Origin of the sequence: Paenibacillus tyrphae, assembly GCF_000722545.1 — a bacterium.
In the GTDB taxonomy this organism is placed as follows: Bacteria; Bacillota; Bacilli; order Paenibacillales; family NBRC-103111; genus Paenibacillus_G; species Paenibacillus_G tyrfis.
Genome location: NZ_JNVM01000062.1, coordinates 1 through 26,459, shown reverse-complemented (window position 1 = coordinate 26,459; position 26,459 = coordinate 1). Strand labels below are relative to the sequence as shown.

General features: G+C 44.2%; 29 protein-coding genes and 2 pseudogenes. 19 read left to right on the top strand and 12 right to left on the bottom strand.

All coding sequences use genetic code 11. The features are described 5' to 3' along the window. The first annotated feature begins 365 nt into the window (after nucleotides 1-365). The 3 genes from ET33_RS34700 (at nucleotide 366) to ET33_RS34690 (ending at nucleotide 2,211) form a co-directional block, all read left to right on the top strand. Nucleotides 366-1,013, top strand: a complete 648-nt coding sequence (locus tag ET33_RS34700; RefSeq protein ID WP_036693515.1) for a CPBP family intramembrane glutamic endopeptidase — start codon at nucleotides 366-368, stop codon at nucleotides 1,011-1,013. Between the two features lie 197 nt (nucleotides 1,014-1,210). After that, nucleotides 1,211-1,645, top strand: coding sequence for an RDD family protein (locus ET33_RS34695; RefSeq protein ID WP_036693512.1), 435 nt, complete (start codon nucleotides 1,211-1,213; stop codon nucleotides 1,643-1,645). A 137-nt stretch (nucleotides 1,646-1,782) separates the two neighbouring features. Next, complete coding sequence (locus ET33_RS34690; RefSeq protein ID WP_036693510.1) at nucleotides 1,783-2,211, top strand: DUF2262 domain-containing protein; 429 nt, start codon at nucleotides 1,783-1,785, stop codon at nucleotides 2,209-2,211. A 23-nt stretch (nucleotides 2,212-2,234) separates the two neighbouring features. Here ET33_RS34690 and ET33_RS34685 read toward each other — a convergent pair whose 3' ends face one another. Continuing rightward, nucleotides 2,235-2,504, bottom strand: coding sequence for a hypothetical protein (locus ET33_RS34685; protein WP_036693507.1), 270 nt, complete (start codon nucleotides 2,502-2,504; stop codon nucleotides 2,235-2,237). 175 nt (nucleotides 2,505-2,679) lie between these two features. Here ET33_RS34685 and ET33_RS34680 point away from each other — a divergent pair, with 175 nt between their 5' ends. After that, complete coding sequence (locus tag ET33_RS34680; RefSeq protein ID WP_051776067.1) at nucleotides 2,680-3,459, top strand: polysaccharide deacetylase family protein; 780 nt, start codon at nucleotides 2,680-2,682, stop codon at nucleotides 3,457-3,459. Nucleotides 3,460-3,476: 17 nt separating this feature from the next. On the opposite strand, the gene ET33_RS34675 is transcribed toward ET33_RS34680, so the two are convergent. From ET33_RS34675 to ET33_RS34655, 5 genes are all read right to left on the bottom strand, one after another. Beyond that, nucleotides 3,477-4,037, bottom strand: a complete 561-nt coding sequence (locus ET33_RS34675; protein WP_327204080.1) for a methyltransferase domain-containing protein — start codon at nucleotides 4,035-4,037, stop codon at nucleotides 3,477-3,479. Nucleotides 4,038-4,245: 208 nt separating this feature from the next. Beyond that, the gene (locus ET33_RS34670) at nucleotides 4,246-4,638 is read right to left on the bottom strand and encodes a GNAT family N-acetyltransferase (protein WP_036693506.1); all 393 of its coding nucleotides are present in this window, start codon (nucleotides 4,636-4,638) and stop codon (nucleotides 4,246-4,248) included. A gap of 43 nt (nucleotides 4,639-4,681) precedes the next feature. Continuing rightward, nucleotides 4,682-5,038, bottom strand: a complete 357-nt coding sequence (locus ET33_RS34665; RefSeq protein WP_036693504.1) for a hypothetical protein — start codon at nucleotides 5,036-5,038, stop codon at nucleotides 4,682-4,684. Nucleotides 5,039-5,069: 31 nt separating this feature from the next. Then, nucleotides 5,070-5,642 carry a hypothetical protein gene (locus ET33_RS34660; protein ID WP_036693501.1) on the bottom strand — a complete coding sequence of 191 codons (573 nt, stop codon included), beginning with the start codon at nucleotides 5,640-5,642 and terminating at the stop codon, nucleotides 5,070-5,072. Between the two features lie 50 nt (nucleotides 5,643-5,692). Then, nucleotides 5,693-6,115, bottom strand: a complete 423-nt coding sequence (locus ET33_RS34655) for an NUDIX hydrolase (RefSeq protein WP_036693498.1) — start codon at nucleotides 6,113-6,115, stop codon at nucleotides 5,693-5,695. Between the two features lie 176 nt (nucleotides 6,116-6,291). Here ET33_RS34655 and ET33_RS34650 point away from each other — a divergent pair, with 176 nt between their 5' ends. Together ET33_RS34650 and ET33_RS34645 are read left to right on the top strand one after the other, a co-directional pair. After that, nucleotides 6,292-6,888, top strand: coding sequence for a LysE family translocator (locus ET33_RS34650; protein WP_036693495.1), 597 nt, complete (start codon nucleotides 6,292-6,294; stop codon nucleotides 6,886-6,888). A gap of 6 nt (nucleotides 6,889-6,894) precedes the next feature. Further along, on the top strand, nucleotides 6,895-7,680 hold the full coding sequence (locus tag ET33_RS34645; RefSeq protein ID WP_036693492.1) for an AraC family transcriptional regulator: 786 nt from the start codon (nucleotides 6,895-6,897) through the stop codon (nucleotides 7,678-7,680). A gap of 83 nt (nucleotides 7,681-7,763) precedes the next feature. Here the strand turns inward: ET33_RS34645 and ET33_RS34640 are convergent. Then, nucleotides 7,764-8,973: pseudogene (locus ET33_RS34640) on the bottom strand (macrolide family glycosyltransferase). A 284-nt stretch (nucleotides 8,974-9,257) separates the two neighbouring features. On the opposite strand from ET33_RS34640, the gene ET33_RS40535 reads away from it, so the two are divergent. Next, entirely contained in the window at nucleotides 9,258-10,166 is a 909-nt protein-coding gene (locus ET33_RS40535; RefSeq protein WP_407668138.1) for a methyl-accepting chemotaxis protein, read from the top strand. 74 nt (nucleotides 10,167-10,240) lie between these two features. On the opposite strand, the gene ET33_RS34630 is transcribed toward ET33_RS40535, so the two are convergent. After that, the gene (locus ET33_RS34630; protein WP_179223962.1) at nucleotides 10,241-10,717 is read right to left on the bottom strand and encodes a hypothetical protein; all 477 of its coding nucleotides are present in this window, start codon (nucleotides 10,715-10,717) and stop codon (nucleotides 10,241-10,243) included. 251 nt (nucleotides 10,718-10,968) lie between these two features. On the opposite strand from ET33_RS34630, the gene ET33_RS34625 reads away from it, so the two are divergent. Continuing rightward, a complete protein-coding gene (locus ET33_RS34625) occupies nucleotides 10,969-11,454 on the top strand; it encodes an NTF2 fold immunity protein (protein ID WP_036693489.1) in 486 nt (161 codons plus the stop codon). Between the two features lie 27 nt (nucleotides 11,455-11,481). After that, the gene (locus tag ET33_RS34620; RefSeq protein ID WP_036693487.1) at nucleotides 11,482-11,937 is read left to right on the top strand and encodes a DUF523 domain-containing protein; all 456 of its coding nucleotides are present in this window, start codon (nucleotides 11,482-11,484) and stop codon (nucleotides 11,935-11,937) included. Between the two features lie 135 nt (nucleotides 11,938-12,072). On the opposite strand, the gene ET33_RS34615 is transcribed toward ET33_RS34620, so the two are convergent. Beyond that, a complete protein-coding gene (locus ET33_RS34615; protein WP_036693485.1) occupies nucleotides 12,073-12,852 on the bottom strand; it encodes a class B sortase in 780 nt (259 codons plus the stop codon). A 19-nt stretch (nucleotides 12,853-12,871) separates the two neighbouring features. After that, nucleotides 12,872-18,763, bottom strand: a complete 5,892-nt coding sequence (locus tag ET33_RS39565; protein ID WP_152570763.1) for a DUF7601 domain-containing protein — start codon at nucleotides 18,761-18,763, stop codon at nucleotides 12,872-12,874. Nucleotides 18,764-19,425: 662 nt separating this feature from the next. Here ET33_RS39565 and ET33_RS38215 point away from each other — a divergent pair. From ET33_RS38215 to ET33_RS34580, 6 genes and pseudogenes are all read left to right on the top strand, one after another. Then, nucleotides 19,426-20,122 (top strand): annotated as a pseudogene (locus tag ET33_RS38215) (IS5 family transposase); the annotation flags it as partial. A gap of 268 nt (nucleotides 20,123-20,390) precedes the next feature. Beyond that, nucleotides 20,391-21,650 carry a hypothetical protein gene (locus tag ET33_RS34600; RefSeq protein WP_161783596.1) on the top strand — a complete coding sequence of 420 codons (1,260 nt, stop codon included), beginning with the start codon at nucleotides 20,391-20,393 and terminating at the stop codon, nucleotides 21,648-21,650. Between the two features lie 173 nt (nucleotides 21,651-21,823). Next, nucleotides 21,824-22,192, top strand: a complete 369-nt coding sequence (locus ET33_RS34595; protein WP_200879277.1) for a hypothetical protein — start codon at nucleotides 21,824-21,826, stop codon at nucleotides 22,190-22,192. 27 nt (nucleotides 22,193-22,219) lie between these two features. Next, on the top strand, nucleotides 22,220-22,612 hold the full coding sequence (locus tag ET33_RS34590) for a DUF5071 domain-containing protein (protein ID WP_036693474.1): 393 nt from the start codon (nucleotides 22,220-22,222) through the stop codon (nucleotides 22,610-22,612). Nucleotides 22,613-22,665: 53 nt separating this feature from the next. Then, nucleotides 22,666-22,914 (top strand): DUF7660 family protein, encoded by a 249-nt coding sequence (locus tag ET33_RS34585; RefSeq protein WP_036693471.1) that lies wholly within the window; start codon nucleotides 22,666-22,668, stop codon nucleotides 22,912-22,914. Between the two features lie 30 nt (nucleotides 22,915-22,944). Then, the gene (locus ET33_RS34580; RefSeq protein WP_036693469.1) at nucleotides 22,945-23,289 is read left to right on the top strand and encodes a hypothetical protein; all 345 of its coding nucleotides are present in this window, start codon (nucleotides 22,945-22,947) and stop codon (nucleotides 23,287-23,289) included. Nucleotides 23,290-23,319: 30 nt separating this feature from the next. On the opposite strand, the gene ET33_RS34575 is transcribed toward ET33_RS34580, so the two are convergent. Both ET33_RS34575 and ET33_RS34570 read right to left on the bottom strand, forming a co-directional pair. Further along, nucleotides 23,320-23,709: a hypothetical protein gene (locus ET33_RS34575; protein ID WP_036693466.1), complete on the bottom strand. Its 390-nt coding sequence runs from the start codon at nucleotides 23,707-23,709 to the stop codon at nucleotides 23,320-23,322. A gap of 326 nt (nucleotides 23,710-24,035) precedes the next feature. Further along, a complete protein-coding gene (locus ET33_RS34570) occupies nucleotides 24,036-24,557 on the bottom strand; it encodes a hypothetical protein (RefSeq protein WP_152570761.1) in 522 nt (173 codons plus the stop codon). Nucleotides 24,558-24,871: 314 nt separating this feature from the next. On the opposite strand from ET33_RS34570, the gene ET33_RS40855 reads away from it, so the two are divergent. The 4 genes from ET33_RS40855 (at nucleotide 24,872) to ET33_RS40795 (ending at nucleotide 26,445) form a co-directional block, all read left to right on the top strand. After that, entirely contained in the window at nucleotides 24,872-25,219 is a 348-nt protein-coding gene (locus tag ET33_RS40855) for a hypothetical protein (RefSeq protein WP_051776066.1), read from the top strand. A 9-nt stretch (nucleotides 25,220-25,228) separates the two neighbouring features. After that, nucleotides 25,229-25,498 (top strand): hypothetical protein, encoded by a 270-nt coding sequence (locus tag ET33_RS36895; RefSeq protein ID WP_051776063.1) that lies wholly within the window; start codon nucleotides 25,229-25,231, stop codon nucleotides 25,496-25,498. Nucleotides 25,499-25,695: 197 nt separating this feature from the next. After that, on the top strand, nucleotides 25,696-26,211 hold the full coding sequence (locus ET33_RS34560) for a hypothetical protein (RefSeq protein WP_152570759.1): 516 nt from the start codon (nucleotides 25,696-25,698) through the stop codon (nucleotides 26,209-26,211). Between the two features lie 24 nt (nucleotides 26,212-26,235). Further along, on the top strand, nucleotides 26,236-26,445 hold the full coding sequence (locus tag ET33_RS40795; protein WP_152570758.1) for a DPP IV N-terminal domain-containing protein: 210 nt from the start codon (nucleotides 26,236-26,238) through the stop codon (nucleotides 26,443-26,445). Nucleotides 26,446-26,459 lie beyond the last annotated feature (14 nt).

Sequence of the window (26,459 nt, the reverse complement as noted above, 5' to 3'; positions counted from 1 at the left end):
CATTAGCGCAGGTGGTGGGAGTATTCAACGGTAAAGAAATAGCCCAGACTGCTCAGTAAGATTCCTTCCGTTGGGGGAAGTAAATGGTTGAAAGATTCGAAGCTTTCCTTATTGCTAATCTCATAAACCGTTTTTCCCAGGCATGATCCATAGACGGGAATTTTTCGCACGGGATGACCAGCACTTCGGTCTTTCCTTCCTCCTCGGCGGAAGTCATCAGGATGTAAAAGCAGTTATGTTTCTTGAGGTAAGTGATGTCCTGCACTGCATTGGCCCTCCGTGTATGTTGATTATGGAAGTCCCGAAACCCCGGGATGTGGTATAATTTTACTACAAAAACCAATCCATAATAAAGGAGTTTGTCGGTGAAATCGGAGGCCAAGATTCGACTGCTATTGCTAGTCAGCATTTTATTCGTTACCATTTTTCCGCTGATCGTGAATTCCGTATACCTGTTTGCAGGCACAAAAAGCGGCACACACCCCAATTTTATGTATAGCATTCTATGGGAAATGCTTTCACTGAGCTTGCTTTATTTTGTTCTGCATAGGCAAGGACGCAGCTTGAAAGACATTGGTTTTGAATTTCGTAAAACAGATATTTTTCACGGAGTATTGCTTTATCTGGTTTTGTATTTTGTTGTTATTATAGCCGTTACGATTTCCCCTAATTTTTTGCAGGCTCCCCAAAACGTCGATTTTCTACGAACGAAAATGACCTTAAGCTATTTTGCATTTATCGTTATCAATCCTTTTTTCGAAGAATTAATTGTTCGAGCTTATACGATGACTGAGCTGAGCTTCTGGATCAAAAAAGAAGAAATAACTGTTTTGGCCAGTACCATCATTCAGACTTCGTACCACCTGTACCAAGGCTTAATCCCCGCGCTGTATACCGGAATCGTATTTTTTGTTTTTTCAATTTATTTTGCAAAAACCAAAAAGATTGTTCCTGTCATCATGGTACACTTGCTCTTGGATCTGACGGCAATCTCCCAACTGGGGAAATCATAACTCCGCGAGCATAAACGAAACTGAAGGAGATTTGAAATGTGGGCATAAGCATCAGGATACCCGTATGGGACGACTTTCCTGCCACTCCATTGTTGGTAGGAAAAATAATCGATTGGTGCTATTCGGCGAAAAAGGAGATTGTATTGGTTGACTGGAAGGGCGAGTTAATTTCGGATGATTTATGAGGAGGAAGTTTGTTGATCAACTTAGATTCTGTATCGGAGAATGCTCCGAACGGATCGACTTCGGCTTCAAGGCCATGGGTCCGGTTCTGGGCAAGAAGCTTCGATGTTTATACATTTGGCATTGCTGTCGGTATCCTATGGGTTCTTATTGATGTAGAAAGTCTGGATCATGTAAACAATACGTTGCTATCGATACTGTTAACCTTTAGTTGGTTGTTTGTAGAAGGGGCCTGCTTAACCATCTTTGGGACGACGTTGGGGAAATGGTTATTGAAGATTACCATTTTAAATCATCAAGGACAGAAATTAACACCGGCGCAAGCGTTTCAGCGCAGCAGATTGGTTTGGTGGAGAGGGACGGGACTCGGCATAGGAATACCCAAATTAATAGCGTGCATTCTTGGCCATTCACGACTTGTAAGAGAAGGAATAACAACGTGGGATTGAGATATGGGCAATACGATCGTTCACGGCGAAATTAGCTGGTGGAGAGGCTTGGTTGTCGGATTCGTGCTGGTATTGACGTTTGCTTTTAGCGTATATGGTTATTTCCTTTGAAAGAATAGAACAGGAGAAGAGATAAGATGAACAATGTGGAGATCCACGATGAATTCTGGGGAATTATCATCAAAGACCAGGATATTGATTTATATACATGCCAGAAGCTTTTGAAAAGGGAGGAGATCGAGGTTGCCTTCATGCCGGATGAAGACGATCTACATGAAATCATAGAGAATGTAAAAGAAATCTTTGCTCTTTTAGACGAGAACGATATGGCGTTTCGAGAGTATGCCGCCGATGAACTGCTGAATCATTATCGCGAACACATGGTGGAAGGGCCAACGATAACCAAAGCAGAGATAGTGAATCGAATGCGGATCGAGTCTTTTTCCGTAGGTTCAGGGAAAAGCTTTGATTTAAGCTATAATGACGACGGTATTTGCGGGAATCATATCATCATGGTGTTTGTAGACGAACAAGGAGAGCCTTGCGGTGTCGATATCGCTGGATAAGGGATGACGGGAGAGGGGCTCAATCAAGGAAAGTACCCCATGACCATATCCACTGCCATGTACTCAAGAAGAACAACGGCAAGACACAAAAAGACGTACATCCGTAGTTTGAAGGTACCCCATTTGTCCTGCCAGTACTTCCCCCTAAAAAAAGAGATAAAATCAGGAGTAAAAGAAAATTTGACCGATTCGTCAAAATCTTCCGGATCGGAAAAAATCAGCTTATAAATGAAACGATATACCGGGAAATTAAGAATGACCAAAACAAAAATGAATATGGCATGCCAATCCATATCGCCCCTCCGTTCCTTACAAATTATATACGAGAAAAAGGAAGGAGGGGTTACATATTTCTACAAACCACAAACCAAATATTAGGTATAATATAATTAACTTCCATAGATTTCAGGGGAGTCTGAACGTTTCTTGCTGCTCGGCCTTAAATTTATTTGTGGGGAGTGATATGGTTTGACTAATGTATTTTATCGGGATCAAGTCGCTGTTTTAATGTATCATCATGTTCATGCAACGGATGAGGGAGGGATTACGATTACTCCTCAATTATTCAAAGATCAGATCAACCATTTACAGAAGCTAGGGTACCATTTTATCAGTTTGCATCAATTTAAACATTATTTAAACGGCAGCCCTATTCCACACAATGCGGTATTGCTCACATTTGATGATGGCTATGAGAGCGTCTATGAGAACGTGTATCCATTTTTAAAGCAGCAGCATATTCCGATGGTAAATTTCATCATGACGGAAACTTTACCTCAAGTACCTCACCTGCCTCCGACGATGACCACACAGCAATTATCCATCATGAACAAAGAAACGGATTTGGTTGAGAACCAGAGCCACACAGATGCTTTACATCACAAAACCAACAACGATGACCCCGATGGAGAGGCGTACTTCACTTCCAAGCTTCCTACTTCAAACGGAACGATCGAAACCGACGAACAGTACCATACTCGAATTGTAGAGGACGCAAGAAGAAGCAAAAAGCAATTGCATCCTGTGAATAAACATGCGGTGGATGTCGTCGCTTACCCTTTTGGCATATATACCGATACCGCCATTCAATATTATCAAGAAGGCGGGTTTAAATACGGATTTACCATCGTTGAGGAAATGGCGACCCGTCAAGCGGATCTGATGAAAATCCCGCGCATTAACGCAGGCAGCCCTTGGATCACCCCGGGAGATTTGCACGCCATCATTCAAAGTAAAATCGTTTCGTAAACGCCGAAAGTGCAAATTTAAACCGTAGCCCGTACCAGATAGCGTTCAAACGTGACGGGTAAGCCCTCTTTTACAGCGTTTATTTCGAATATCCGCATAACTTCGGTGAGGCATTTCTCCATCACCCATTCGTGAATGGAAGGTGCCTGACCGAAGCAACGCATTCGGATCACATCAACAGGCTCGTGCAAGTATTCCATACTTCTTATCGTTTCAATCTCGACATGTCCCAGGCCGCCTTGTTCAAGGCGCTGGTTCAGATTCTCCAGAACGGGAATCCCTGCCGAAATCGGTTCGAACAAGTTTGGGAACCATTCCGAGAGTTCCGCCGCTATACCGTCCCCCGGATGCAATCCGAGGATCTTTCCTCCTTTTTTCACCACTCTTCCAACGTCCAGATAAGAAGAGGTCGGCCCTCTACGATTATACGCAGCATCAAATTCATCCGCCTCGAAGGGGAGTCTGTGTTTCGTATTTCCCGTAAGGAAGGTCACATTGGATAGATTCGCTTCATTCCCTGTTTTGATGAAGTCGTTCGTAATATCCAGACCAGTAATATGTTTAACGATGGATTCCATTGGAGCGTAAATTCTCCGTGTCCGCATCCGATGTCCAATACGTTCTTGCCTCGAACCGCTTGCGATACTTCTTCGGCAAATATGGCTTCGGCGTTAGGCTCGGAGATTGTGGAGTGCCACGAAAACGAATACTGTCCTTGTAATTTTCCGAGTTGCGCATACCATTCGATAGAATGAGGACGCAACCAGTCCGGGAAGGCGCGGCAGCTTAAGCTCTTGTCATTCCAACGGCAAAAACTTTAAAGTTCTTATTTTCATAGTACGGCACCAGTTGTTCTTCACAGAAAAATTGCAGATGCAGGTTGTATTTTTTACAGTGCTCCACGAGTAAACGGAAAATTTCGGACCCAATCCCGTTGCTTCTATAGTCCGTGTGGACACCCAGTCCGCATAAGTAAGCATTGATCATCCCATCGGAAACGATTCTGCCGGTACCAATTAAGCGATTATCGTGGTAAGCATAAATGGCGTGCCAGCTTTGTCTCATGGCGGTTAGCAGTTGTTCTTTGTTTAGCTGCAAATATTGATTCCAATCCAGATTCTCGTACAGCTCGTATATGCCGTCTTCTGTCGGTAATTCGGTATCATATCGTATTTCCATAAGATAGGCTCCTTTTTTTTCAGCTATTTCCTGGCCGCCGCGGTTACAAATCGACGGGATTGTTCATCCAATCTTCGATCGTATCTCTGATCTCATACCTGTTTTTAGAGTGTTTTTCGCGAATTACTTCCCAATGCTCGTTGACTTGCACCAGTCTATATTGACCGGCGATTTGACTATCTGGATACCATCCCAAGTCAATGATGAGTTTCCCGCTGCTTGGTAGACCCCAAACCCCATCGACAAGCTGCATCCTTGCTATTTGCAAAATATCTTCGGCGAAATACTCCCAATTATCGATAAAACCGTCCTCACTCTTACAGGGGATTGGCTCAACATCTGAAAATTTATTAAAGCAAATAGCATAGCCCGCAGGTATTCTTAATGGCATTAACGACATTTCGTAACCTCAATTCAGATTAGAGTTCGCATCAGGTCTTGATCAATATATACTGCTTATCTTTCAATTCAAACGCATCGCCAAGCTGAAAGGTCTCTAGATCAATGATTTTGTGTAATTTATTATTTTTTCTTTGCTTTTCCTCACCGTCCCAGCAAGTGTATAATTCAAATTCTTCGTGGTTCGAACCGTATTCTTTCATTAGATCAAACAGTTCACGAATACATTTTACATGCGCTTTGTATTGTTCAGGGAAATTTTCTTTCAAGTTGGGATGTACGGAAAAACCTCCCCAATTCGCTGCAATTTGATATACAAAAGGATTTTTGAAATGCCTCCGTATTTCTCCATTCCATGTCCCTAAATCTTGAATATAAATTCCCGCGGCATCCTCCATCGAATCATACACTTCAATTTCATCTTCTTGGATATGAGAAAGATCGACGATTTGTTCAAGAGGAATGGTTCCCTCGGGCAAATGGGCAGACCGGAATTGAATTGCTTTTGTTAATTTCCCGCTACTCTTATCGGCGGAGGACTTTCTTCTTCCTCTTTCCCCTAAAGGCAGTTCTTTACTTGATCCGATATAATGAAACAAACTCATACCAACAGCCTCATTTCTGCGCAATATGTTTAAAATGGAAGATTCCGTTCTTAGTTCCTGGCCGCCGCTGCTCTTTTTATGCTTTCTTTTGTCCAAGGAGGAGCTTTGGGATGATTCATGATTTCCTCGTAAGTCATCCAGTGTACGGCTTCAACTTCATCGGGACTCTTGCGATGCGCTGTACCGCTATCATATTCGCATAGGAAGACCACGTTGATAACGTTGCAACCATCCTCTGTCACAAAGGAAGAACTGTATACAAAAGTAACCGCATCTTTTATTTCGATGCCAATCTCTTCGTAAAGCTCTCGTTTTACCGTCCGTTCCAGGATGTCGAGCGTATTTCCTTCGACGTCTACTTTCCCGCCTACAAGAGATAGAGTACCGCCGGCATGTTCTTCCTTCATACTTCGTGTGATGACAAGCCATTGATCATCCCTGCAGACCGCACTTTCTACGTTTACAATAAACATGGCGTCACGCCCCTTAAAGATTGTATAATGCTAATTTAGCATTATTTTCCTGACAATGGAACGCTGCTGCCGGAAGAACGCCGTTTCTGGTAGGTCATGTTTCTGCAATAACATACTATACGCTAATGAAATGTAAGATGTATCATTCATGGGAACAAGCCTAAGGAGGTCTTCTCATGAATATTACATCTTTTCTTATATATTGTGTTATTGTAACCTTTACACCCGGGCCTACGAATATTGCTATATTGTCTATGGCGCATCATGTTAAGATGAAAGAGGTTTTTCGATATGTTTGGGGAGTGACTGCCGTCTTCGGTGTGTTGCTTTCGGCTTCAGTAATGTTAAATAGTGCGCTTATAGCGGTCATGCCAAAGATTTTGGTTTTTATGCAGGTCGTCGGAAGCTTTTATATGCTTTACCTTGCGTATCAAGTGTACAAAATGGATATAGCGGGGGATACCGCCAAACAAGCGGCTACCTTTATGAACGGGTTCCTCATGCAGTTTATTAACCCCAAGGTATGGCTGTTTACGATGACGGTTATTCCGAGTTATGTCATGCCCTATTACAAATCACCGTTTGTGTTATCGATATTCGTTCTGATTATAACCATTGTTGCCTTTTTAGCATTAGCCACGTGGGCCATCTTCGGTATGGTTTTCAAGAGCTTTTTGCAGAAACATCTAAAGATGACCAACATCGTATTAGCGCTATTATTAGTTTATTCGGCCATCGAGGTATCGGGTATCGTGGAGATCGTGAAGAGGTGAGTGGATATGGACAAATTTGTATATAAAAAGTCAGCAGGAGTTACGGCATTATCCGCAAGCTTTAGCGATTTTGAATACAAAAAGCACAGCCATGAAGAGTATGCTCTGGGAGTCACCTTGCGCGGGGTTCAGCAGTATAACCTGGACGGGAGCTTTCAGTCTTCCTATCGCAACGGGGTGATGCTTTTTAATCCGGAACAGGTCCACGACGGAAGGGCGCAGGATAAGACAGGTATTGATTATGTCATCGTTTATATCCATCCCAAGCTTTTTTTGGAGATGCTTGAAAAAAAGGATATCGTGATGTTCTCTTCTCCCATCGTTTATAATCGCAGGCTTCAGCAAGGCATATTAAATCTGGTTCATGCGATAATCAGCAATAAAGCCGAATCGCTGTGCAGCGAGCTGCTTTTGGCGCTTGCAGATAACTTTTCTCAAACGGAAATGAGCTACGTGTTCAAAAAAAATAATGCGCTTATGAAGAAAGCGAAGGAAATGATCTACTTCAGTCTGGACCATGTGCTAAAACTTGATGACATTTGCAGAGAGTTGGATATGTCCAAGTTTCAGTTTATTCGGGCGTTTAAAGCGGACACAGGCATTTCCCCGTATCAATTTTTCTTAAACTGCAAAGTTGAGCATGCCAAGCGGCTAATCGAAAAAAACAAGGATATCTACGCGGCGGTAACGGAATGCGGATTTGTTGATTTATCGCATTTGAACAGGCATTTTAAAAGTGTATATGGAATAACGGCATTCGAGTATATGTCAGGCATAGTTGATCGTTCATGAGATGGAATACAAAAAAAGAGCCTCCTTGTCAGGAAGTTCTTCATATAAACATTTTAGTTTATGAAGGTTGGCGTGATACTGTATTATACTTTGGAAAATAAATACATGATACGGCGTGCGGCTTCTTTGTACCCGCCGGCGTTACGTAAGGAATCCCCGATCCGCTGAGCGTGTTCTTTATAAGTAGATTCGTTCAACACTTGCAACAAACCGGACTTCAAAGCTGCGGGCGTAAGCTGACTTCGCTCTAAAATAATGCCGCCTCCTAACTCCTTTACCCGCTTCGCAACCATAGGTTGATCCGAGCTTAGTGGAATCATGACAAGCGGTACATCCATAGTATAAAGCTTCGCTTGTACTGTTCATCCCGGCATGGGAAATAAAAGCATCGGCTTGCTGGAGCACTTCCAACTGGGGAACATACGGCTTAATGATAAAATTAGGTGGAATGTCACCCAGCGAGTCCAGATTCGTGTCTTTACCGCAAGATAATACGAACTGAACCGGGACATCTCGAAAGGCTTCAAAGCACAGCTTGTAAAAATCCACATCTTTGGTCAAAATACTGCCCATGGAAATGTATACGACTTGCTCATATTGCGATCGAAGCTGTTCCAGCGGAAAGGAAGGAACGTCAAGTCGTGGTGTAATCGAAGGTCCGGTAAATATATAGCTATCGTCGAGCTTATCGGCATCGGGCTGGAAATCGCGGCTTGTAAATACAACCTTTAACTGACCATACTGGTGGGTAATATCTTCAATGGCAGGCACAGTTACGTTATATTCTCTAGCGATGCTCTGCGCAGTTTTCGTTACTCTTTCATAAAGAGCTTCCACATCTAATTCGCCTGTATCAAACACTTCTACAATCTGGCTTAGCGGTTCAGTGAAAGCCAGGTTTGTTACGGAGCAAATCGTCGGGATCCCCAGTTTTTCCCCTAGAATAGCGCCTCCCCAACCGAACAAGGAATCAAAAATCAAATAGTCAAACGAATCGTTCTCTGTCTGCCTTAAAATTTCAGGAATGTGGAGTTCAATAATGCCGCGCAGCATAAAATCGGTGAATTGAAGCGGGTGCTTAGCTTCGGTTGGATTAAAACCAAGCTCACGAAATAATTGTTCGTCCAGTTGATAGGCCCGGAATTGTGAGCCGGTCTGGGCAAGCCTAGCTCGATACGCTTCCGAGCACATATAGACGACTTCTTCTCCGTTGTCGACCAACTGCTTCACCAATCCTAAGGTAGGATTAACGTGACCTTCCGCTGGAATCGTTACATACAGTACGCGTGCCATGCACTACACCTCCAATATAATTCCTAATTAGGGATATAATCCCATTTTATTATAGATGAGGGTAAATGCAGGAATCAAGCAACGTTGAAATTCTGTCAACTTTTCTTTCGGGGTGGCGGTAACGTTTTGGCTTTGTTTAACATACTCCGCACGGTTTCTTTTTTTTGTCAAAAGAACGTCTGGAAATGCCCTTTTTTTGAATTTGAAATGTTGTAAAATAGTACTAAAGACTTAAAGAATTAGGATCGTAGCCATTGTTCGAATCGAGGAAACGGAGGATCTTAGTGGTCATACATACAACCCAAGTGCTCAATGAAAAAGCGGTACTTGCCGCTTTAGAGCAATCGCTTGCGATGATTGAATTTAATGTTCAGGGAGAAGTACTGTGGGCAAATGAAAATTTTGCTCATGCCATGGAGTACTCTTTATCTGAATTAGTCGGGGTGCACCATCGGCGATTTTGTACCGAATGTTTTGCTAGTAGTCCCGATTATGCGTTATTGTGGAATAACCTTAGAAGCGGCAAGATCTTTCAGGAGAAAATCATACGGGTAACGAAGAACGGAAGAATGCTTAACCTTGAAGCAACGTATATGCCTATTTTAGATGAACATGGTCAAGTGACAGCCGTCTTAAAGGTGGCAACCGACATAACTGAACGAGAAGTTGCCAAAGCCGAATTAACAAGCGAGCTGCAAAAAATGTCCGAAGAATTGCTCGCCCGTACAGAGGGAGGCATATCACGCAATCAACAAGTGGCTTCGGCAATTACTCGTTTAATGGAAGAGAATGAGAAAAACCTGTCTTATCTTCGTGATTTGGAACAGCAAAATACAGCCGTTCGCCACATTGTGCAGACAATTAGAGAATTTGCATCGCAAACGAATCTACTCGCCTTAAATGCAGCTATCGAAGCGGCACATGCCGGGGAGTATGGGCGCGGCTTTAATGTGGTAGCTTCCGAAGTGCGAAAGTTAGCGAAGAGCGTGCAAGAAGCCGCGCAGGAGATTCAAGCTACCGTTGAGGGGATTGCCAGGCATGTCGATCGAGTCAACGATGGAACGAAAGCCTCGCAGAGAACAATTGTCGATAGTCAACGTCAAATTCAGCAAGCCGTAGAAGAGTTCGCAGGTATTGGGGAAGCCGTTGGCAAGTTGGATGTTCAAGCTAAAACTTTGAGGCAAATATCATAATAGAAGAGCATAGTAAAAGAGCATAGTAAAAGAGCCACCCTTTGTTGGGGGGCTCTTTGCCTTTTCCACTTCCATTATTGATATTCTTTACCTTGATATACGACGAATCCTACAGGCCTGTGGGTGAAATGAATAACAGGATATTTTTCCCTATTATCTTCTGTGGGATACGCATGATTATGATCGATGTATTCGCCCTGCAATTCAATCTCTTGTCCCTCTGTAATACCATTTATCGGCTCCGGTAATCCTAGATTATCGCCATAACGGATAGCGACAAAAGTTTCCGAGTTCTTATCAACTAGAGAGGCATCGGCCCCTTTAATGCTAATTAGCTCATTAATTTTCACATCAAAATGCTGGTGCATCGCTCCGCTTCGTTCTCGATCAGGAAATACTTTTATAATTGTAGCCTTAACGTGTACAACTGGAGCATGGAGGGACAATGGATGGAGTTGATGACCATATGAGTCATTAGTAATCGTATGGCCGAAATGAGGGTGTTTCAACAGGTTATTATGGTGACGATTGAGCAGATATTGACTTGACATACTTAAATTCCTCCCTATAAATGGTTGCACAGGTATTTTAACCAATTTCGATTTAATAATACATCTTATCCGTAACCCTAGATGAGTATGCGCAGTTTTAAATTAAAATTCGTATTAACTATGCGCACTCCGCATTTGTCGAGATGAATCTCGGGTACCAATAAAAGCAACAAGATTTCCAATGATGTATGTCCTGGTTATTTGTATGTTAATATTGAGTATGACAGTAATAGACGGGAGAGTATCATAGAATGAATGAGCGGCAGTTAAAAGAATATCTCATTAATTTGGCGCAGGAATACGGTTCTAAATGGAATGAATACGAGGACAGTATTCGAGAACAAAGCGAGACGGAAGCCGCGGCTATGCCTGAATTTGCCGATGCGGAAGAACAGTTCGCATGGTTCAAAGAAAACAAGCCGACGGATTGGCACGAAGAATTGAGTAAATGGGTGGGGCCCCTGTTTGATCGCTACTGTACGGATAAAAAAAGGGTATACGGTGGGAAAAATGTTCGCAGCTTCGGGTTTCCCGCCAAGTTTAACGGTATTGGCAACCCTGTCGAAACGAGTGTCGATTTAAAGAACAAAAACCGAGCCGAGGTTTATTTCAAAACGGAAACTGCATTTCAGGACGAATATTTATTCGTATTGCTGCGTAAGGCTGATCAGTGGAAGATTGACAGCTACAAAGGGCGCAGTTTCGGCAATGAGAAGTGGGATAACAGAATTCTTTGACGGCCGTCATAAAGAGAGGTGTTTTTTATGATATTAGTGAGTTCTTGTTTAGCAGGATTGGAAGTAAGGTATAACGGTACTCATTGTTTAAATGAAAAGATAAATAAATTAGTAGAGGGAAGTAAGGCGGTAACGATTTGTCCTGAATTGCTTGGTGGCTTATCAACTCCGAGAGAACCTGCCGAAATAGTAGGTGGAGATGGAGATGATGTACTGGATGGAAATGCCAAAGTTATTGAGAAGTCTGGTAAAGATGTAACGGAATTTTATATTAAGGGAGCGTATGCTACTTTAGAGAAAGCTAGAGAAATAAATGCAACAATAGTCGTTCTCAAAGAGAATAGTCCCTCTTGTGGTAGTTCTATGATTTACAATGGTCAATTTGTCGGTCATAAAGTGGCTGGTAACGGAGTAACTTCAGCTTTACTTAAACGAAACGGATTACAAGTAATTTCAGAGGAACAATTTATTGAGAGTATTTAACAATTATCGTAAGCATGCATTCTATCGGCGGCTTTTTAAACGTTTAATTGACTGCTCACCACGTACTCCACATGTGTCGAGCCGATACTCTCTCGCTGGACTGCTGTATCGACTAGACGCCATGTCTCAACATCATTATTTACGCTTTCGGGCAATTACCGCTAACCGGCCGGTATCGGTTGAGTAATCACACGTAGACAGTATAATAAGCTTGTCGCCATACCTGGCTGTCACTCCCGTGTCGTAGAGAGCAAGTTTTTGGATGTTCTGAATATACGATTCAAACCCAGAGGGTGTTCCTGTCTTTTCAATCTGGTAGTATTTAAAAACGTCGTCCGATTTGCGATAAACCTGTGAGAGAATAACGGCAATAATCTCATATTCATCCTTTTCGTAAAGCGTACTGAACTGGAAAGTAGCATGCTCCTTATAATAGCTTTCTTTCTTGTAGTTCATCAGATCTGCAAACATCATACCGCTTTTCATGTGATGTCCATGAATCAGCAAAATGTCTGAACTGTTTATCCGACAGTATGCATCCAAAAAGGGGAGTCCGTTTTTATTTTCCTTTTTATCGAAATCATGATTGAGATAATACTGCGCATCCTGCGGGTTCTGCATGATCGGGTAATCAATTCGGGTGCCGTCCATATTCAGCCAACCGATGATGTCCGGGTTTCTCCCATAAAGCTCTTGAAATCCCGGGAGCATGACCGTTTCGTGCGTCTTGGTAATAAAAGGTGAGGCTGTTGCAGCCTCACCGCCAATGGTTGATTCTTTTTTCCATACTTTTGCTATCTCTTTAATTTGCTGCTGTTCAGCATAGTCCTGCAGGAGAATTCTCACAACCTTGACGAGGGAGAAGACCAACAGAAGAGTGGAAAAGGCGATAAGAATTTTTTTAGTTTTACTCATTTTCTTACCGCCTTTCCGATTACTGAATGTGCTTTACCTTCTTCCTATTAGGCAGGCAGAACCCGATCATAATCAAGGATATCAGCGCCAAAGCCATATAGAAGAATAGAGATGTGCTGTTATCTCCTGTTTGCGGAACATCGTCCAGTTCGTTATTGTTGTGGACGACTTTGTTGTTGCCGTTAGCAGCTTCGCTGTTGCTGCCGGCTTCGTTGTTGCCGTTACCGGTTCCGTTATTACCGTTACTGGTTCCGTTATTGCCGTTACCGGCTCCGTTGTTGCCGTTACCGGTTCCGTTGTTGCCGTTACCGGTTCCGTTATTGCCGTTACCGGTTCCGTTATTGCCGTTACCGGTTCCGTTATTGCCGTTACCGGTTCCGTTGTTGCCGTTGCCAGTTCCGTTGTTACCGCTGTCGGTTCCGTTGTTGTCGTTATCGGTTCCGTTGTTGCCGTCGGAGCTCACCGGCGTCAGTTGTACATCGTAGCGCACAATGTCGCTTCCGACAGAGATTGTGGCGCTCGTATGTGTCACATACCCAGCTTTTGTTACAACCAGATAGTAATCCGTATCCGGGAACACCATATACGCATAGGCTCCGGTTGCATCGCTGTTCTGGCTGGGGCTGGCGTTATCATTCGGAGCAAAGCCCGGAATCGTAGGCAACGTTACTTTCGTGCCAGGAACGATGCCGTTCGCTTTGTTCTTCGGCGTGTCCGCATAATACAGCGTTACTTCAGCGCCTTCAATGACTGCGCCGGTCTTTGCGTCTGTAATTTTACCATACGGGTCAACCAGTTGCTGCGAAATATTCAACTCGCCGTTCGCAGCCACGCCCAGCTTCGCTTCACGAATAAGCGTCAGTTCTTTGCCCGGCGCAAATTCATAACGCACTTCCATCTTGTAATCCCCTGTAAGCAAACCGTTCACAAGGAATGTACCGTTAGGCTGCAAGTCGAACGCTTTCGGGACACCGTTCTGATCCAGAATATAGTTGCCAACCGCATCCTGCAAATAAACATGCATCTTGCTAGTGAAGGTACTGTTCAACAGCGAAGATTTCCCATCCGGCTGCTTGAAGAGCACGATGCCTACAGCCGTAATTTCCGCTGGAACCGGCTTGCCCTCTGTCACACCGTTATCAATCTCCGCTTTTTGCGTGAAAGTAACAGGCATTGGAGTGCCATTGATGCTGAATTCCCGCGTGTAGCTGACGGTATAGCTTCCGCCTGGAGGAACAGGGAGGAAATACGCTCCGTTCTGATCGGTCGTGATCGTATGGTCCTCGTTTGTGTCATTGTTCTTCACCGTAACGGTCGCATTGGGAATCACTTTGCCCGTCGTGTTGTCCCTCAGTACCCCTGTAATTGCCGCCGGCATGGCGGTTACAGTCGTGGAGGCGGTTGCGTCCCCATCGATCGTACTGGTCGTCTTTGCCGTTATGGTGTGTACCTTTGGCGTTGCATCAGTCAGCTTCGGCGGTATATAAGGGATAACCGCTTTTCCCTGCGCATCCGTCGTTGCCGTTACTTCCGAGTTATCCGGCAGTGTAAAGACGATGTCTCTGCCCGCAATCGGCTTGCCCTCATGGTCGACCAACGTGGCAGTCAGTTCCGAAGGCGTTTTGCCATCGCCGGGAACAACTGCAGGATTTGCCGTCAGGATCAACTTGCCAGGGAAATACTTCGTATTGACGAAGCGGGCTTCAGCAATCTTCTGCTCCTCGATGGTACCGGTATGAGTCAGAGTCGCCGGATTTGTCGTATAGCCGTCGCCCGAATAATCTTTCTGGGTCACGGTGTAGGTCGCACCCTTGAGAATTTGGCTTGCGTCAATGACGGCGGTCTCCCCATGCTTGAGAGAAATCGTTCCGCCAGATTGGATCGTTCCTGTCGTGCTCGTGCCGTCCACTTTCGTGTACGCATACGTATACGTCTTGCCTGCATCCGCACCATTGAAGGTCACGGTGTACTCGAACGGCTTATCTGTCTCCCCGCCGTTGCCTGCCACCGTCTGGCCGATCAACAGACCGCCGTAAACCATCCGCGTGTTAACGAAATCCGCTCGATGCGCGCCCTGGTCGGCGATGGTTCCGGAGGACGTTCCGTTTGGCAAATTCACGGCATATTTCTGAGACGAATAATCGTCCTCGGTCACGGTATAGGTCGTATCCTTTGGAATGCCGGTAATGACAATGCTCTCTCCATGCTTGAGAGCGATCTTATCACCGGATTTAATCGTTCCTGTGGAACCATCCTGTTTTGTATAGGAATAGGTGCCGTCCTTGCCCGCGCCGTCGAAGGTGACGGTGAACTCGAACTCCTTATCCGGCTGACCGCCGTTGCCTGCGACCTTCTGACTGATCGACAGCGTGCCGGGGAGATACTTGCCGTTGACAAACTTCGCTTCGGCTGTTACTTTCGCTACGATGCTGCCGGTACGCGTCAAATTCGCCGGATTGGTAGCGTAGCCATCGCCTGTGTAATCCTTCTGGACGATCGTATAGGTGATGCCGTCAGGAATATCCTTAATGGTGATGGACTCGCCGTCTTTCAGCGTAACCGTCCCACCGCTGGCCACGGTACCGCTTTTCGATCCGGTATAGGCATAAGACTTGCCGTTGCTGAAGGTAACAACGTATTCAAAGCCCTTATTCGGATCTGCGGCTTTTCCTTCTATCTTCGTGTCCAGCTTCAAATCGCCGGGCACCCACACAGGGGTTGGCACAACCAGCGGGTTGGTAGGAGTTACCTCCACCCCATCTACCCAGATCGGATTCCATGGCGTAGAAGCGACGCGCACCTGGTAAACCGTCGTGGTCGGCAGGTAAGTGGTCTCGTCAATATAGGTTTGCTTGAGCACGTAAAGCCCAGCTTTGGCGTACAAGCTAAGCTTGCCGTCCGCACCTGTGGTTCCGCTCGCCACCTCGGTGATGCCGTCCGACTTATACAGCGTAAATTTTACGCCGCTGAGCGGCTGGCCTTTCGTGTCGACCTTTTTCAGGTCCAGCTTGCCCTGGGTGGTCGCGCTGCCGCCTACGTCACTGCTGTTGACCGCGGTTTCACTTTTGGCGCTGATGTTCGAGATCGTGTCATCGCCCATCAGCTTAATCTCGTTGCCCGCCTTTCCGCTGGCAGGTACCGCAGTGATCTCGGTCTGATACACCATCTGGTACAACTGGTTCGGATTCTTCATGCGGAAGGCCAGTCGGGTGATGCCGTTCTCTACGACAGCTTCAACCTTGACCTCGCAGTTCGGGTCGTACAGGTTCAGCGCATCGCCGTCTTTGGACAGTTCGCCGCTTGCGTTCAGCTTGGCACGGTACACCGCCATGTCAGGACGTCGTAGCGAGAGGCTATCGTTTTCGTCCTTGCGCAGCGCCAAACCCTCACCAAGGGTATCCTGCAAATAGACGCCGTCCTTCATTTCGAAAGGCGGAGCGTAATTCACCGTCCACTCCAGCACACCAGGGTTCGGCTTGGTTACCGATTTGCCCAGCGACTTCATCGGGACGATAACCTTGCGCTTTTCGGTGCGCACGGTGGGAATGTCGCCCCATTTGATTTTCAGATCGGCAGTGTTATACAGCGCTGTCTTTGGATTGCCGCTCTCGAAATACGCCTTCCGGGTGCTCTCTGTGGGTTTGGCTTTGACCAGAATGACATAGGGACTTTCCAGCTTGGTAAAAGAGAAGGTGCCCACGTTCCCATTGGCAGAGAAGCTCACCACATGGCGCGGGTCCGTTGGCTGAATAATCTCTCTGGCATCGGCTCTGGCTCCGTACTCGTAGCCGCCGCCGTTGTCTGACTCGGCCCGCCAAAGCTCAAAATCTTTCCCTTCGGAAAAAGGGACGAACTCCCAGCCGTCAGGCAGAGTGTCAACGAGACTGATCTCGCTGGCTACCCGATTGCCGCCGTCCTTCGCCATCTCATCCGTTTTCAGTCCGCTCAAATTGACCGCCAGCCGGAAGGTCACCGAATTGGTTATTTGATCGTAGGCTGCCAGTGTGCGTGTTTCATTGCTGTCGTCTCGGACGTAGTTGTGGACATAATTCGGTTTATTGCCATCGCCCTTACCATTGATGATGGGCTCCGAGGCATAGAGCATCTCCTTGTTGAGCATGCGTCCGTGAGAATTGACATAGGCATCATAGTGCGTCGAGTACTCTTCGCCATCGAACAGATAGGCACGGTTATACCGGGTTTTACCATTCTCAGGCCCCTGCCGCGCAAACTTATCCGGATGATTGATCACGGAGCGGAAAGTGAAGGAGGCGAGCTTATCGGTGTTATACCCGGTGACGCGCAGCAGGTCTGCCACACGCGTACCGTTCTGGGTCAATGGGATAACCTCCAACTGCAAGCCGTTCTTCGTATCGAAGGAACCCTCCTTATACTTCTGCCAGTACTCCGGAGTCGTGCCTTTGGCCTTTATCTGTTGTAAAACTTTGGAACTAACCTGTCCGCCGGCATCCACCTTATCCAGATCGATTGATCCGCCGTACACGAGCAGATCATACACCGCAAGATCCGGAAGGGCTTCCTGAGGCGTCAGGTTGACCGTCCATGTGACTGCGCCGATATTGAAATCATCCTGGCTTATCGCACCGCCCTTTGTCAGGGTATGCGATCCAATGGTGACAACGGCGTTATCCCACACGGTAGCTTGATCATTGTCCTGCACGGAATTCCCATCCAGCTTCCACTGGGCGATGGTCTTGTTGGTGAAGCTGGCTATACTGCCGGTAACTTCGGACACGATGACCAGCCGGATCGGACCGTTTACCTCCCCGAAGGCATACACATTGTTTGCGTTGGGGGTGATCGCTGTTGTTGTCGCTGACCAGTCCTTTTTGGCACTGTCCCATGCTTGCCATGCGGCGGATTTCCAGGTAAGCCCATTTGGCAGGGCATCGGTGATCGTGAAGTCCTTCAGACCTTGCTTCAGGTAGTTCTTGTTGACGTCAATCGTCCATGTAATAGTGCGTGGGTCTGCCGGATTCACCCGCTTGTCCAATGTGCCGATCTGCTGAATCCAGTCGGGCTTTAAGGCGGCACGCCACGATTTCGAGGAAAGCAGCGGTTTACCCGACGCGTCCCTCAGTTCCGCGGTATTTGCGACAGTCTGCCACCCATTGTCACTGCTCCTATACTCATAGTAATACATCGCCTTGGGAATCCACGTCTTGAAGGTGACGATCGCCTTGTCGCCGAAGCCCACAGGGAAGGTATAGGCCAGCGCGTTTGTGGTGCCGCTGTCCGGTGCCACCCCCCTGCCGTTGACCTGGAGAGAACCCTCTACATAGGTGCCTACCTGAGCGAGCGCGTCATAAAACGTCAGTCCTTCCAGCGGCTGCGGGATAGCAGGGTCAAACATATCCGTGGCGGAAATTTCCACCTTCCACTCGATCGCACCCTCTACAAAAGCCGCCTGATTGATCCAGCCGTTTTCGGAAGCGTTGCTGTTGGCCTTCATTGTGATGCTATACGCAGGCGTGGTCCGGGGGTTTTCGAGCAAGTAGCTCCCCCCGAAAATATTAATCGGCTTTTTGTCGCCATAGCCTATGCCCGACACATCCGCCGTTGCGGTTGATTCAAAGCCGAAGGTGACGTTTTGCCCCTGACCGTTGAAAAAGCGGTCTTCGCCATCAAACACAACCTTGATACCCGCTTCGGAGAAGTAGGCGGTTCCGATTTTGAAGCCCGATTTATCCACCAAGGTCTTGGTGGCGGTCGGCAGAACTATTTCCTTAAAATAGGTCGCTCTGTCCAGCATCACAGAGTCGCCATACAGGATGACCGTGTTTCCATCCACCGTGTTTGGGTTAGCAGCGTCACCCTTCACCGGAACCTTGATCCCGGTCACTTTTAGGAAAAAGGGCTTTCTGCCGTGAATCGCATCGCTCGTCGTCAAGACTTTTCCATCCTGCGTGACTTCTAGCGAAAAAGAAGAATTAGCCCCAATGAGCACCGCCGTCTTGTCCGATGGAGCTGCCATCAAAGTTACCGGAGCACCGATTGGTGGAGCATATACCGCCTTATATACCGCCTCAGACACTGACGGCCCGCTCGTTGTCCCCGTTCCGGGGTTGATTGACGCGCTCTCTGCATAGGCATTAGCAGAGAACATCACCGCCTGGAAGGCAAGCAAAACCGCCAGACAGAAAGACAACACAGTTTTGCTCATACTGCGTTTTCGTTTCATTGCAAAGTTTCTCCTCCATTTTCTGAAATTTTCGTCGCCAGCAAGATCATCTGTCCGATATAACGCACAAGCAAATAGACACTTGCTATTTGTTTGCCCCAGCAGCCCTTCATATCATCGAAATCTTGCGCAGTTTCAGATGACTGAGTAAGTGCCGTGGGCGTGCAGGCCGTTGATCAATGCTTAGTAACTTCCCCTCCTTCGAGCATTTTCGCCAGTCACATACTGTAAACCAACAGAATTTGCTGATTTAAGACAACATGCATCATTTTATCATCTTGATCTAAACAAAATCTAAACATCTACTGGACAATCTACTAGGGTCTATCTTCAAACTATAACTCAAGCATAAAAAGTGGTAGAATCAGGATATGGGAAGACGATACGAAATACATGACGATCAATGGAATATAATTAAAGATTTGCTGCCTTCCGAGCAAAAAAAGCAAGGTGGACGACCAGCAAAAGATAATCGGACAATGCTGAACGCGATGATCTGGGTCGCAAGAACCGGCGCGCCTTGGCGCGATTTACCGGAATACTATGGTTCGTGGAAAACGGTATACACCCGGTTTCGCCGCTGGCAGATGGCGGGTGTATGGGAGCAGATTCTTGAACATATTTCGATTGAACCCGATTTCGAAAATGTGATGATCTATGCAACCATTGTCCGCGTCCATCAGCATGGGGCCGGGGCAAAAGGGGCAGCAATTTCAGGCCATAGGGCGCTCCAGAGGCGGATTAACAACCAAAATCCACGCCATTGTCGAAGCACTGGGCAATCCTTTGCGTTTCGAACTCACCGGTGGCCAAAGTCATGATTGCGTGACAGGTTATGAAATGCTAAAGTCGATGGAACTTACGGGAACTAACGTTTTAGCTGATCGAGCATACGATACCAATGCCATTTTGTATCTTCTTCAAGAGCAACACGCCCATCCGGTGATCCCCAGTAAAAAATCTCGTCAGATTCAGCGATATTGTGATTGGTGGCTTTATAAAGAACGCCATGGAGTTGAATGCTTTTTCAATAGAATAAAACATTATCGTCGAATCGCCACACGCTTCGATAAATTGGCATGTACGTTCAAAGCTTTTTTATCGTTAGTTTCAATTATGGTTTGGCTCGCTTAGGTTTGAAGACAGCCCTAGCATTCTCGATTTTGCATGAGATTTAATTTATAGATTCCGGTAAAAAGACTCTTTCACGAGGTAGCATCCATTAGCAATAATCCGAAATTTTATTAGCATTTATCTGAAGTCAGACAGATCGAATAGCACGTCTTCTTTTTTGGCAAAACAAGGTATCAAAATGTATTAGGGAACAGGGAGAGGTATGAGTACAATGAAAAATGCTCTTAAGTATGTACTGGCGGTGTCAGTATTGTTTTGCGGGTTGAGCTTTATAAGCCCCAAAGCAACGGCAAAAATCGACTTGATGTCAAATAGGCAACTGGTTATCCTGACGGAGACGAAATTGTTGGACGATTATAAAAATCCGGATTCGGTGGTTGGCTCAATTGCCGGTATGCAGATGCTGGAAATCGCCTGTGGTCTAAATGATTCAAACTGTGTAGCAAACGCTGGAGGTAAAGAATATATCCTTGTTAAAACTTGGATGGGAAACAAATGGATCGAGGATGACGATAGAATTACGGCCGGCGATTATCGGGAAACGGAACGGGACATTACCATTGTTGAAGAAATGAAGTTATATGACCAACCCAATGTCGGAGTTTATTCCAAGGCCAAACCACCTCAAGAAATGCTTTCGCCGCAAAAAGTCCATGTAACAGCAATGTATAGTTATTTATACAAAGGGGCTCATACTGGAAGGGCAATGCTTGAGGCACCGATATGGTATCGAATTTCTACCAAGCAACAGGGGCAGAAGTGGATTGTTGATCCGTTTATTCCTGAAGACATGAAGAAGAATGAGAGGCCAAGTGATAGGATCATTAAACTGACTGGGAACGAACTGCTTTACGATTATCCCTACGAAGTGGCAGGAAAAGGAGTAAAAGCGAATCCGGGTATAGTTCAAGTGGTTGCGAATTCCTCTTTCATTATAAAAGTTCAAAATTATGAATGGTTCAAGATTCAACTGGAGGAAGGCACGTTCAAATGGGTTAAGACCTATCCTCGATCCGAAAATGAAAGTGGGCCTTTAGTGCAGTTCGACTTATCTAACGAAAAGATCACACTGCGAACCGCCACGCGTTATTTCGACATCGACGGTGAATCAAGCCTTAGTTTGCAAAACTGGCTGCAGCCGGGAACCTATGTAGCTGATAAAGTAAACAACGGATGGGCGCGTATACAGACGCCATTCGGCTGGAAAGTGGTCAACCTTGATAGAGCACCGCTGGAACGGCCTAAGGGCATTACCGAAACACAGGAAACTGTAAAATTAACCTCAGGTACAAAAACCTACTATTTTCCGTTAACAGGGGAAATCTGCCATAAGGCAGGCACTTTTAAAGATCAGCAAGCTCTATCTTTTGAAAAGTGGATTTCCCCGCAGGGGGTTAATTGGTATCATATTTCAACTTTCAGCGGCATCGTATGGGTACCGGAAAAACCTTTATCGGAATGAACATAAAGAAGCATTGAAAAGAAAAATCACCTCATCAGAATTTTGAGCATCACGCTACGGAGTATTGGGGATTTGCTAAGCCACGGTTTGATACGGCTTCAGTAGAAGATACTGAAGTCGTAGATCCAGACACATTTGAAAAAATATAAAAACATCGTTTTCATAGGGGAATAGTGAATAATTTAAATAGGCATATCTGGATAGAAGCAGAGCAATGGGCAATTAGTGAGTGGAATGAACAAGATTGCAATAGTGATGTAATCGTTGTGTTTCAGGATCGGAGTAAGTGGATTTCAAGTTTTTTTACATACAAGAACATTCAAACGTTACGGGAAAAAAATATGTCAACTGGCGAATGCATGAATGGTGCCTACTATTGGTCAAGTGATATGGTACTGATTGATTTCATTAGCCGAAAAAGAGTAGAAGAAGTAATAGAGTATCTTCTTAAAGAAGATAAGTTTGTAAATGTCTTTACACGCTATCCTGATGTCAATGCTGCTGATGATTATTTGTATCCAATTAGTTTTTTTGATTCATAATAAAATAGGCCTTTATAAGGATGTGAGATGAGTCTGGAATTCAATACTCTTATTCCGAAGGATAAGTTCGATTTTGAAAGGGTAAATGAGCTGAAAAAGCTGGACGCCGAGATGATAAAACCCATAATACCTCAGCTCTTTGAATGGATACAGGATATCAATTGGCCCATTGCAAGAGAGATTGCCCAGATACTTATTAAGTGTAATGAAGAAACTTTACCTCATATCCGTGAAATTCTTTTAGGTGATGACTATGATTGGAAGTATTTTTGTCTAGCTTTTGTTGTAGAAGCTTTGCCTAAAGAAATTAAAAAAGAATTAAGAACGGATCTTGAGAGATTGGCATTTAATCCATCTCAAGATGAAGTGTTATTTGAAATAGATGATGAAGCAAGAAACATATTAAATAGGATCGGATAAAATTTTATAATTTTCTAAGCTGAGGTAGAATTTTAGCAATAAGGAGTAATACAATGAGTATAGAAAAAGCTCTTAAGCAAGTGAAGAGTAAAAGTGATTTCGTGGAATTCATTTATCAAATGCTAAACGAGCTAAAGCATAATCCAACTGAATGGGCAAATATCACTTTAGAAAATTATTTAGATGCTATGGCAAGATATATTGAGGACACCAATGATGACTCATCAGCTGTAGGTGAAGATAGCGAGCAACTTTGGGCTACATTCGCATTTTTAAATTATGTTGGCAGTAGATATGAATAAGCATTAATGCTGTTAAAAGGATGACGAAAAATGAATAATCATATCTTATTGTGGGAGAAGTATAATTGTGATAAAGGTAATCCAACAGTTCTGGCTAAGGTGAAGTGGTTTCCGCCTGACATTAAAAATAGGGCTTGTTGGCCGAGAGGAACCGAGTTTTCCTTGCCAGTGAAGTTTGAGATTCTTAATCAAGATGAGGCGTGGAGTTTAGTTTTAAAAGTACTCGAACCTGCATACCACGACAATCGTGAAGTGATTGTTCAAATTAAATTTCTTATCGATGATGCACCGCATCATGTTCTAGTATCTGGAAATAAATTTCTTTTCTTTGATAAGTCAGCTGAGGGGGTAGTAATTACTCCTGATGAAATGTGACTTTTTTAGAGGGGACATTTCGTTGATCTTTTATCCATAAAATTTTTTGAAGACCATACCAGCAACAAACGTATAGGTATCAATTCCAAGCAAAATCACAAATCCAACAAGAAAATTTATTAAAATATTGGAATGAAAAAGCAATCCAAGTACAGGAAATAAGCTTAATATTAATATATGTGAAAGTATTATTTTCCGTTTCGATCCCCAACTAATTTCATTCTTTACATCAGCGTAGAGAGTCCCGACCAAAAGTGCTACAAATGAATATAGTGCAAAGTTCCAATCCCCTTTTCCGTTATCCAATAATGAGAATGCAAAATACCAAAAGGGGCCAAGTATGGCTAGCTTAAGAATTAGCAGAATGATTCTTTGCTTAGCAATTTGCATCTTCTCACCTCGCTCAATAAAACGATCCAATATAATTCACACATCCAAGATAATAATACCAAAAATATCCAAAATAGTATATCCAAAATAGTATATTCAAAAATTGAAAAACGATGAAAAAAGAACCTCCTCTTCAGGAAGTTCTCCATATAAATAATTCAGTTAATTAATTTCAATCCTCCCGATACATCCTTACCACGCACTCCACATGTCTCGAGCTCTCAAGAGGGAAGTATCGCGGCTGCCGATCATTTTCACGATAATTTTCTATTCCCATATATCCAAAAGTGTGTGAGATATCGCAGCTCCTCGGCTTCCACATGATTGCTTACGTCCTTTATTAAAAAGTCAGGCATTCATTTAATGAAGCGTGAGTAATCCCTATCATATGATAATTTTGTCTCTTCGTATGTCGGAATATCTAATAGTTCCACTTTTTCAATATTCGCGTGCAAAAAATCGTGAGCAAGTATCTTTACGCTTTTCTCAATCTCTTGTATATCCCAAGCTTTGGATAACTTTGACCACATATAAATGTAAACGGGTTTATGACCTTTAGCGTTTATTGGAGCAAAATGACCAACTTGATGAGTAAGATCCGCTTTATCCCTGGGATATATGTAACTATAACTGATCTTTTTACTTCCTTTTAAGAATTCTTCAATTTCATCATAGAATTCTTTATCTTCAATTTTATCAAGTTCGTTGTTTAATGAATATAGGAGACAAGGTTCTGTCATAAGATCAAAATATCCTAAAAAATTATTTCTTTCTTTATCCGAATACAGTGATATTTCATCATTACAGCTTTTATTACATAATCCGTAAACTCCATACCAAAATAACCAATGCCGAACATGGACATATATCGTATTCATAATATCCATCAACCTTTCTATTGCAAAAAATAAACTCCGTTAAACTACTGCCTAATGTTTATTCAAGTCCAGTATCCCATATAACATTTCGTAAAAACAACCTTGAGAATTAAATTTCACATGCGACTTCTTTAGCCGCGTTGGACAATACGTGGAGAACAGGCTTATCATTCCTCGGAAATTTGCTATTCCCATATATCCAAAAGTGTGTGAGAATTTACATTAAATAGAATATGGTAGTGTCCGATATATATTAAGATAAGGAATCGGTTATAGAAAGCCAGGAGTAGTTATCCAAAAGGGAGATATGCAGTATGAGTATATTGTTGAGGATAGAACGAGAATCCGGTGGTCAGCCGATTGAGCTTGGCGATGGACAAATTACTGGCTATAGCTATATCAACACAAGCCCGGCAGATTTTTTTGCCAAAGCCTATAATGCGGAGCACTCAATTCAGATCCGGGGTGAGATTCCACTTCGACTGCTTCCCCCTGTGGAACAAGATGCGGACAACTCCAATACACTGTATGCCTGGGCGCTTACCGAGTATAGGCCGGACAATGATTATTATCGAAGCGTTATCGTACAAATCGTGAGACACGAGAAGACGATTCGAGAGGCCAAGTTTACACATGCATACGTTCACGTATATCAAGAATAGGTTAATGGCTTGAAAGGGGTATTAGAGTTTGAACTTATTGTAAGACAGAGACGGGATCAATTTGATAGCATTCAGTTTGGTACGGCTGAATCTATGCAGCAAAAATTCAAAAAAGAAAAAAGAGACTACGTTACGATCTTATCCGGCGCATCAAAGATCGAGTTTGCTGAATCAACAAGATCAATAGATATGCATATGCGGAAGAGGCTTTTGGGATTGAAGGCGGTAGCTCAAGCGACTCAAGTCAAACTTGGTGTAGGGCAACAATTGACGGGATAACTTATTCCCACGCTGCTCTCTGTGATAATCCCAATCACTGTGTAAAAATCCCTAAAGGCCTGCAAGAAATTTTAGATAACCCCGTAGATAGGATCACTTATGTAGATGAATTTTTCAAGAAATATCAAGGTAAACATTATCCAAATCCGAGTACAAAAGAAATTAAAATAAATTTTGGTAAAGATATTGTTGGATTCATGGAGTGGGAGCTAAATTCTACTAGAATAGCAAAGTCAACTGGGTCCGCTTATTGGAAGTCGGTAAATGCTCAAATGATTGCCGATATCTATTGGGCGCAACAAGCTTTTATTACAAAACCGGGTACGAAACAAGAGGAAATTTGGTCAGAGTATGAAATAAGATGGAAAAAGTTTATGAGTACTCCCAATCAAGATCTATTATGGAAAGCCCATAATGGTTCAATTTTCTACGGGCATGATCTTGCTATTAAAAATGGGCTTCTTGCGAAGGAAGAAGCTGCGGAACAGCAATTTATAAGAAATGTAATTTTTAGGGTAAGCCTTATGGAACAGGAAGTGAACAAAATCGCAGATGTACCTTCATTTTTGGGGACCATTAATTATCTGATGGATTCAGAAGCTTTTGAGTATCCTAAGCATTATCCTGCCACATTCGACGATTCGGCAACGAAACCATTCTGGGATGTAGAGGACTGGGTACCACAATATTTAAGAGACTTAGCTCCGAGGTGACGAATATTGATTAGGGTGCTAGCAATGTTATTGCTGTTGTTAGGGTGTTCACCTAAAGGTGTCCCCTCCTCAGATACCGCGATTATTCGGCCTGATTGGAAAGGGTCACATTTTTCACAGGTAGAATGGTCTCCAGACGGAAAGCAAGTTTCGTACATAAAAGATAGGGAGCTTTGGGTTAAGAATTTGAGTTCTGGTAAAAGTCGAGAACTTCTTTCACGCATAACTATATAAGTTGAACTAATGAT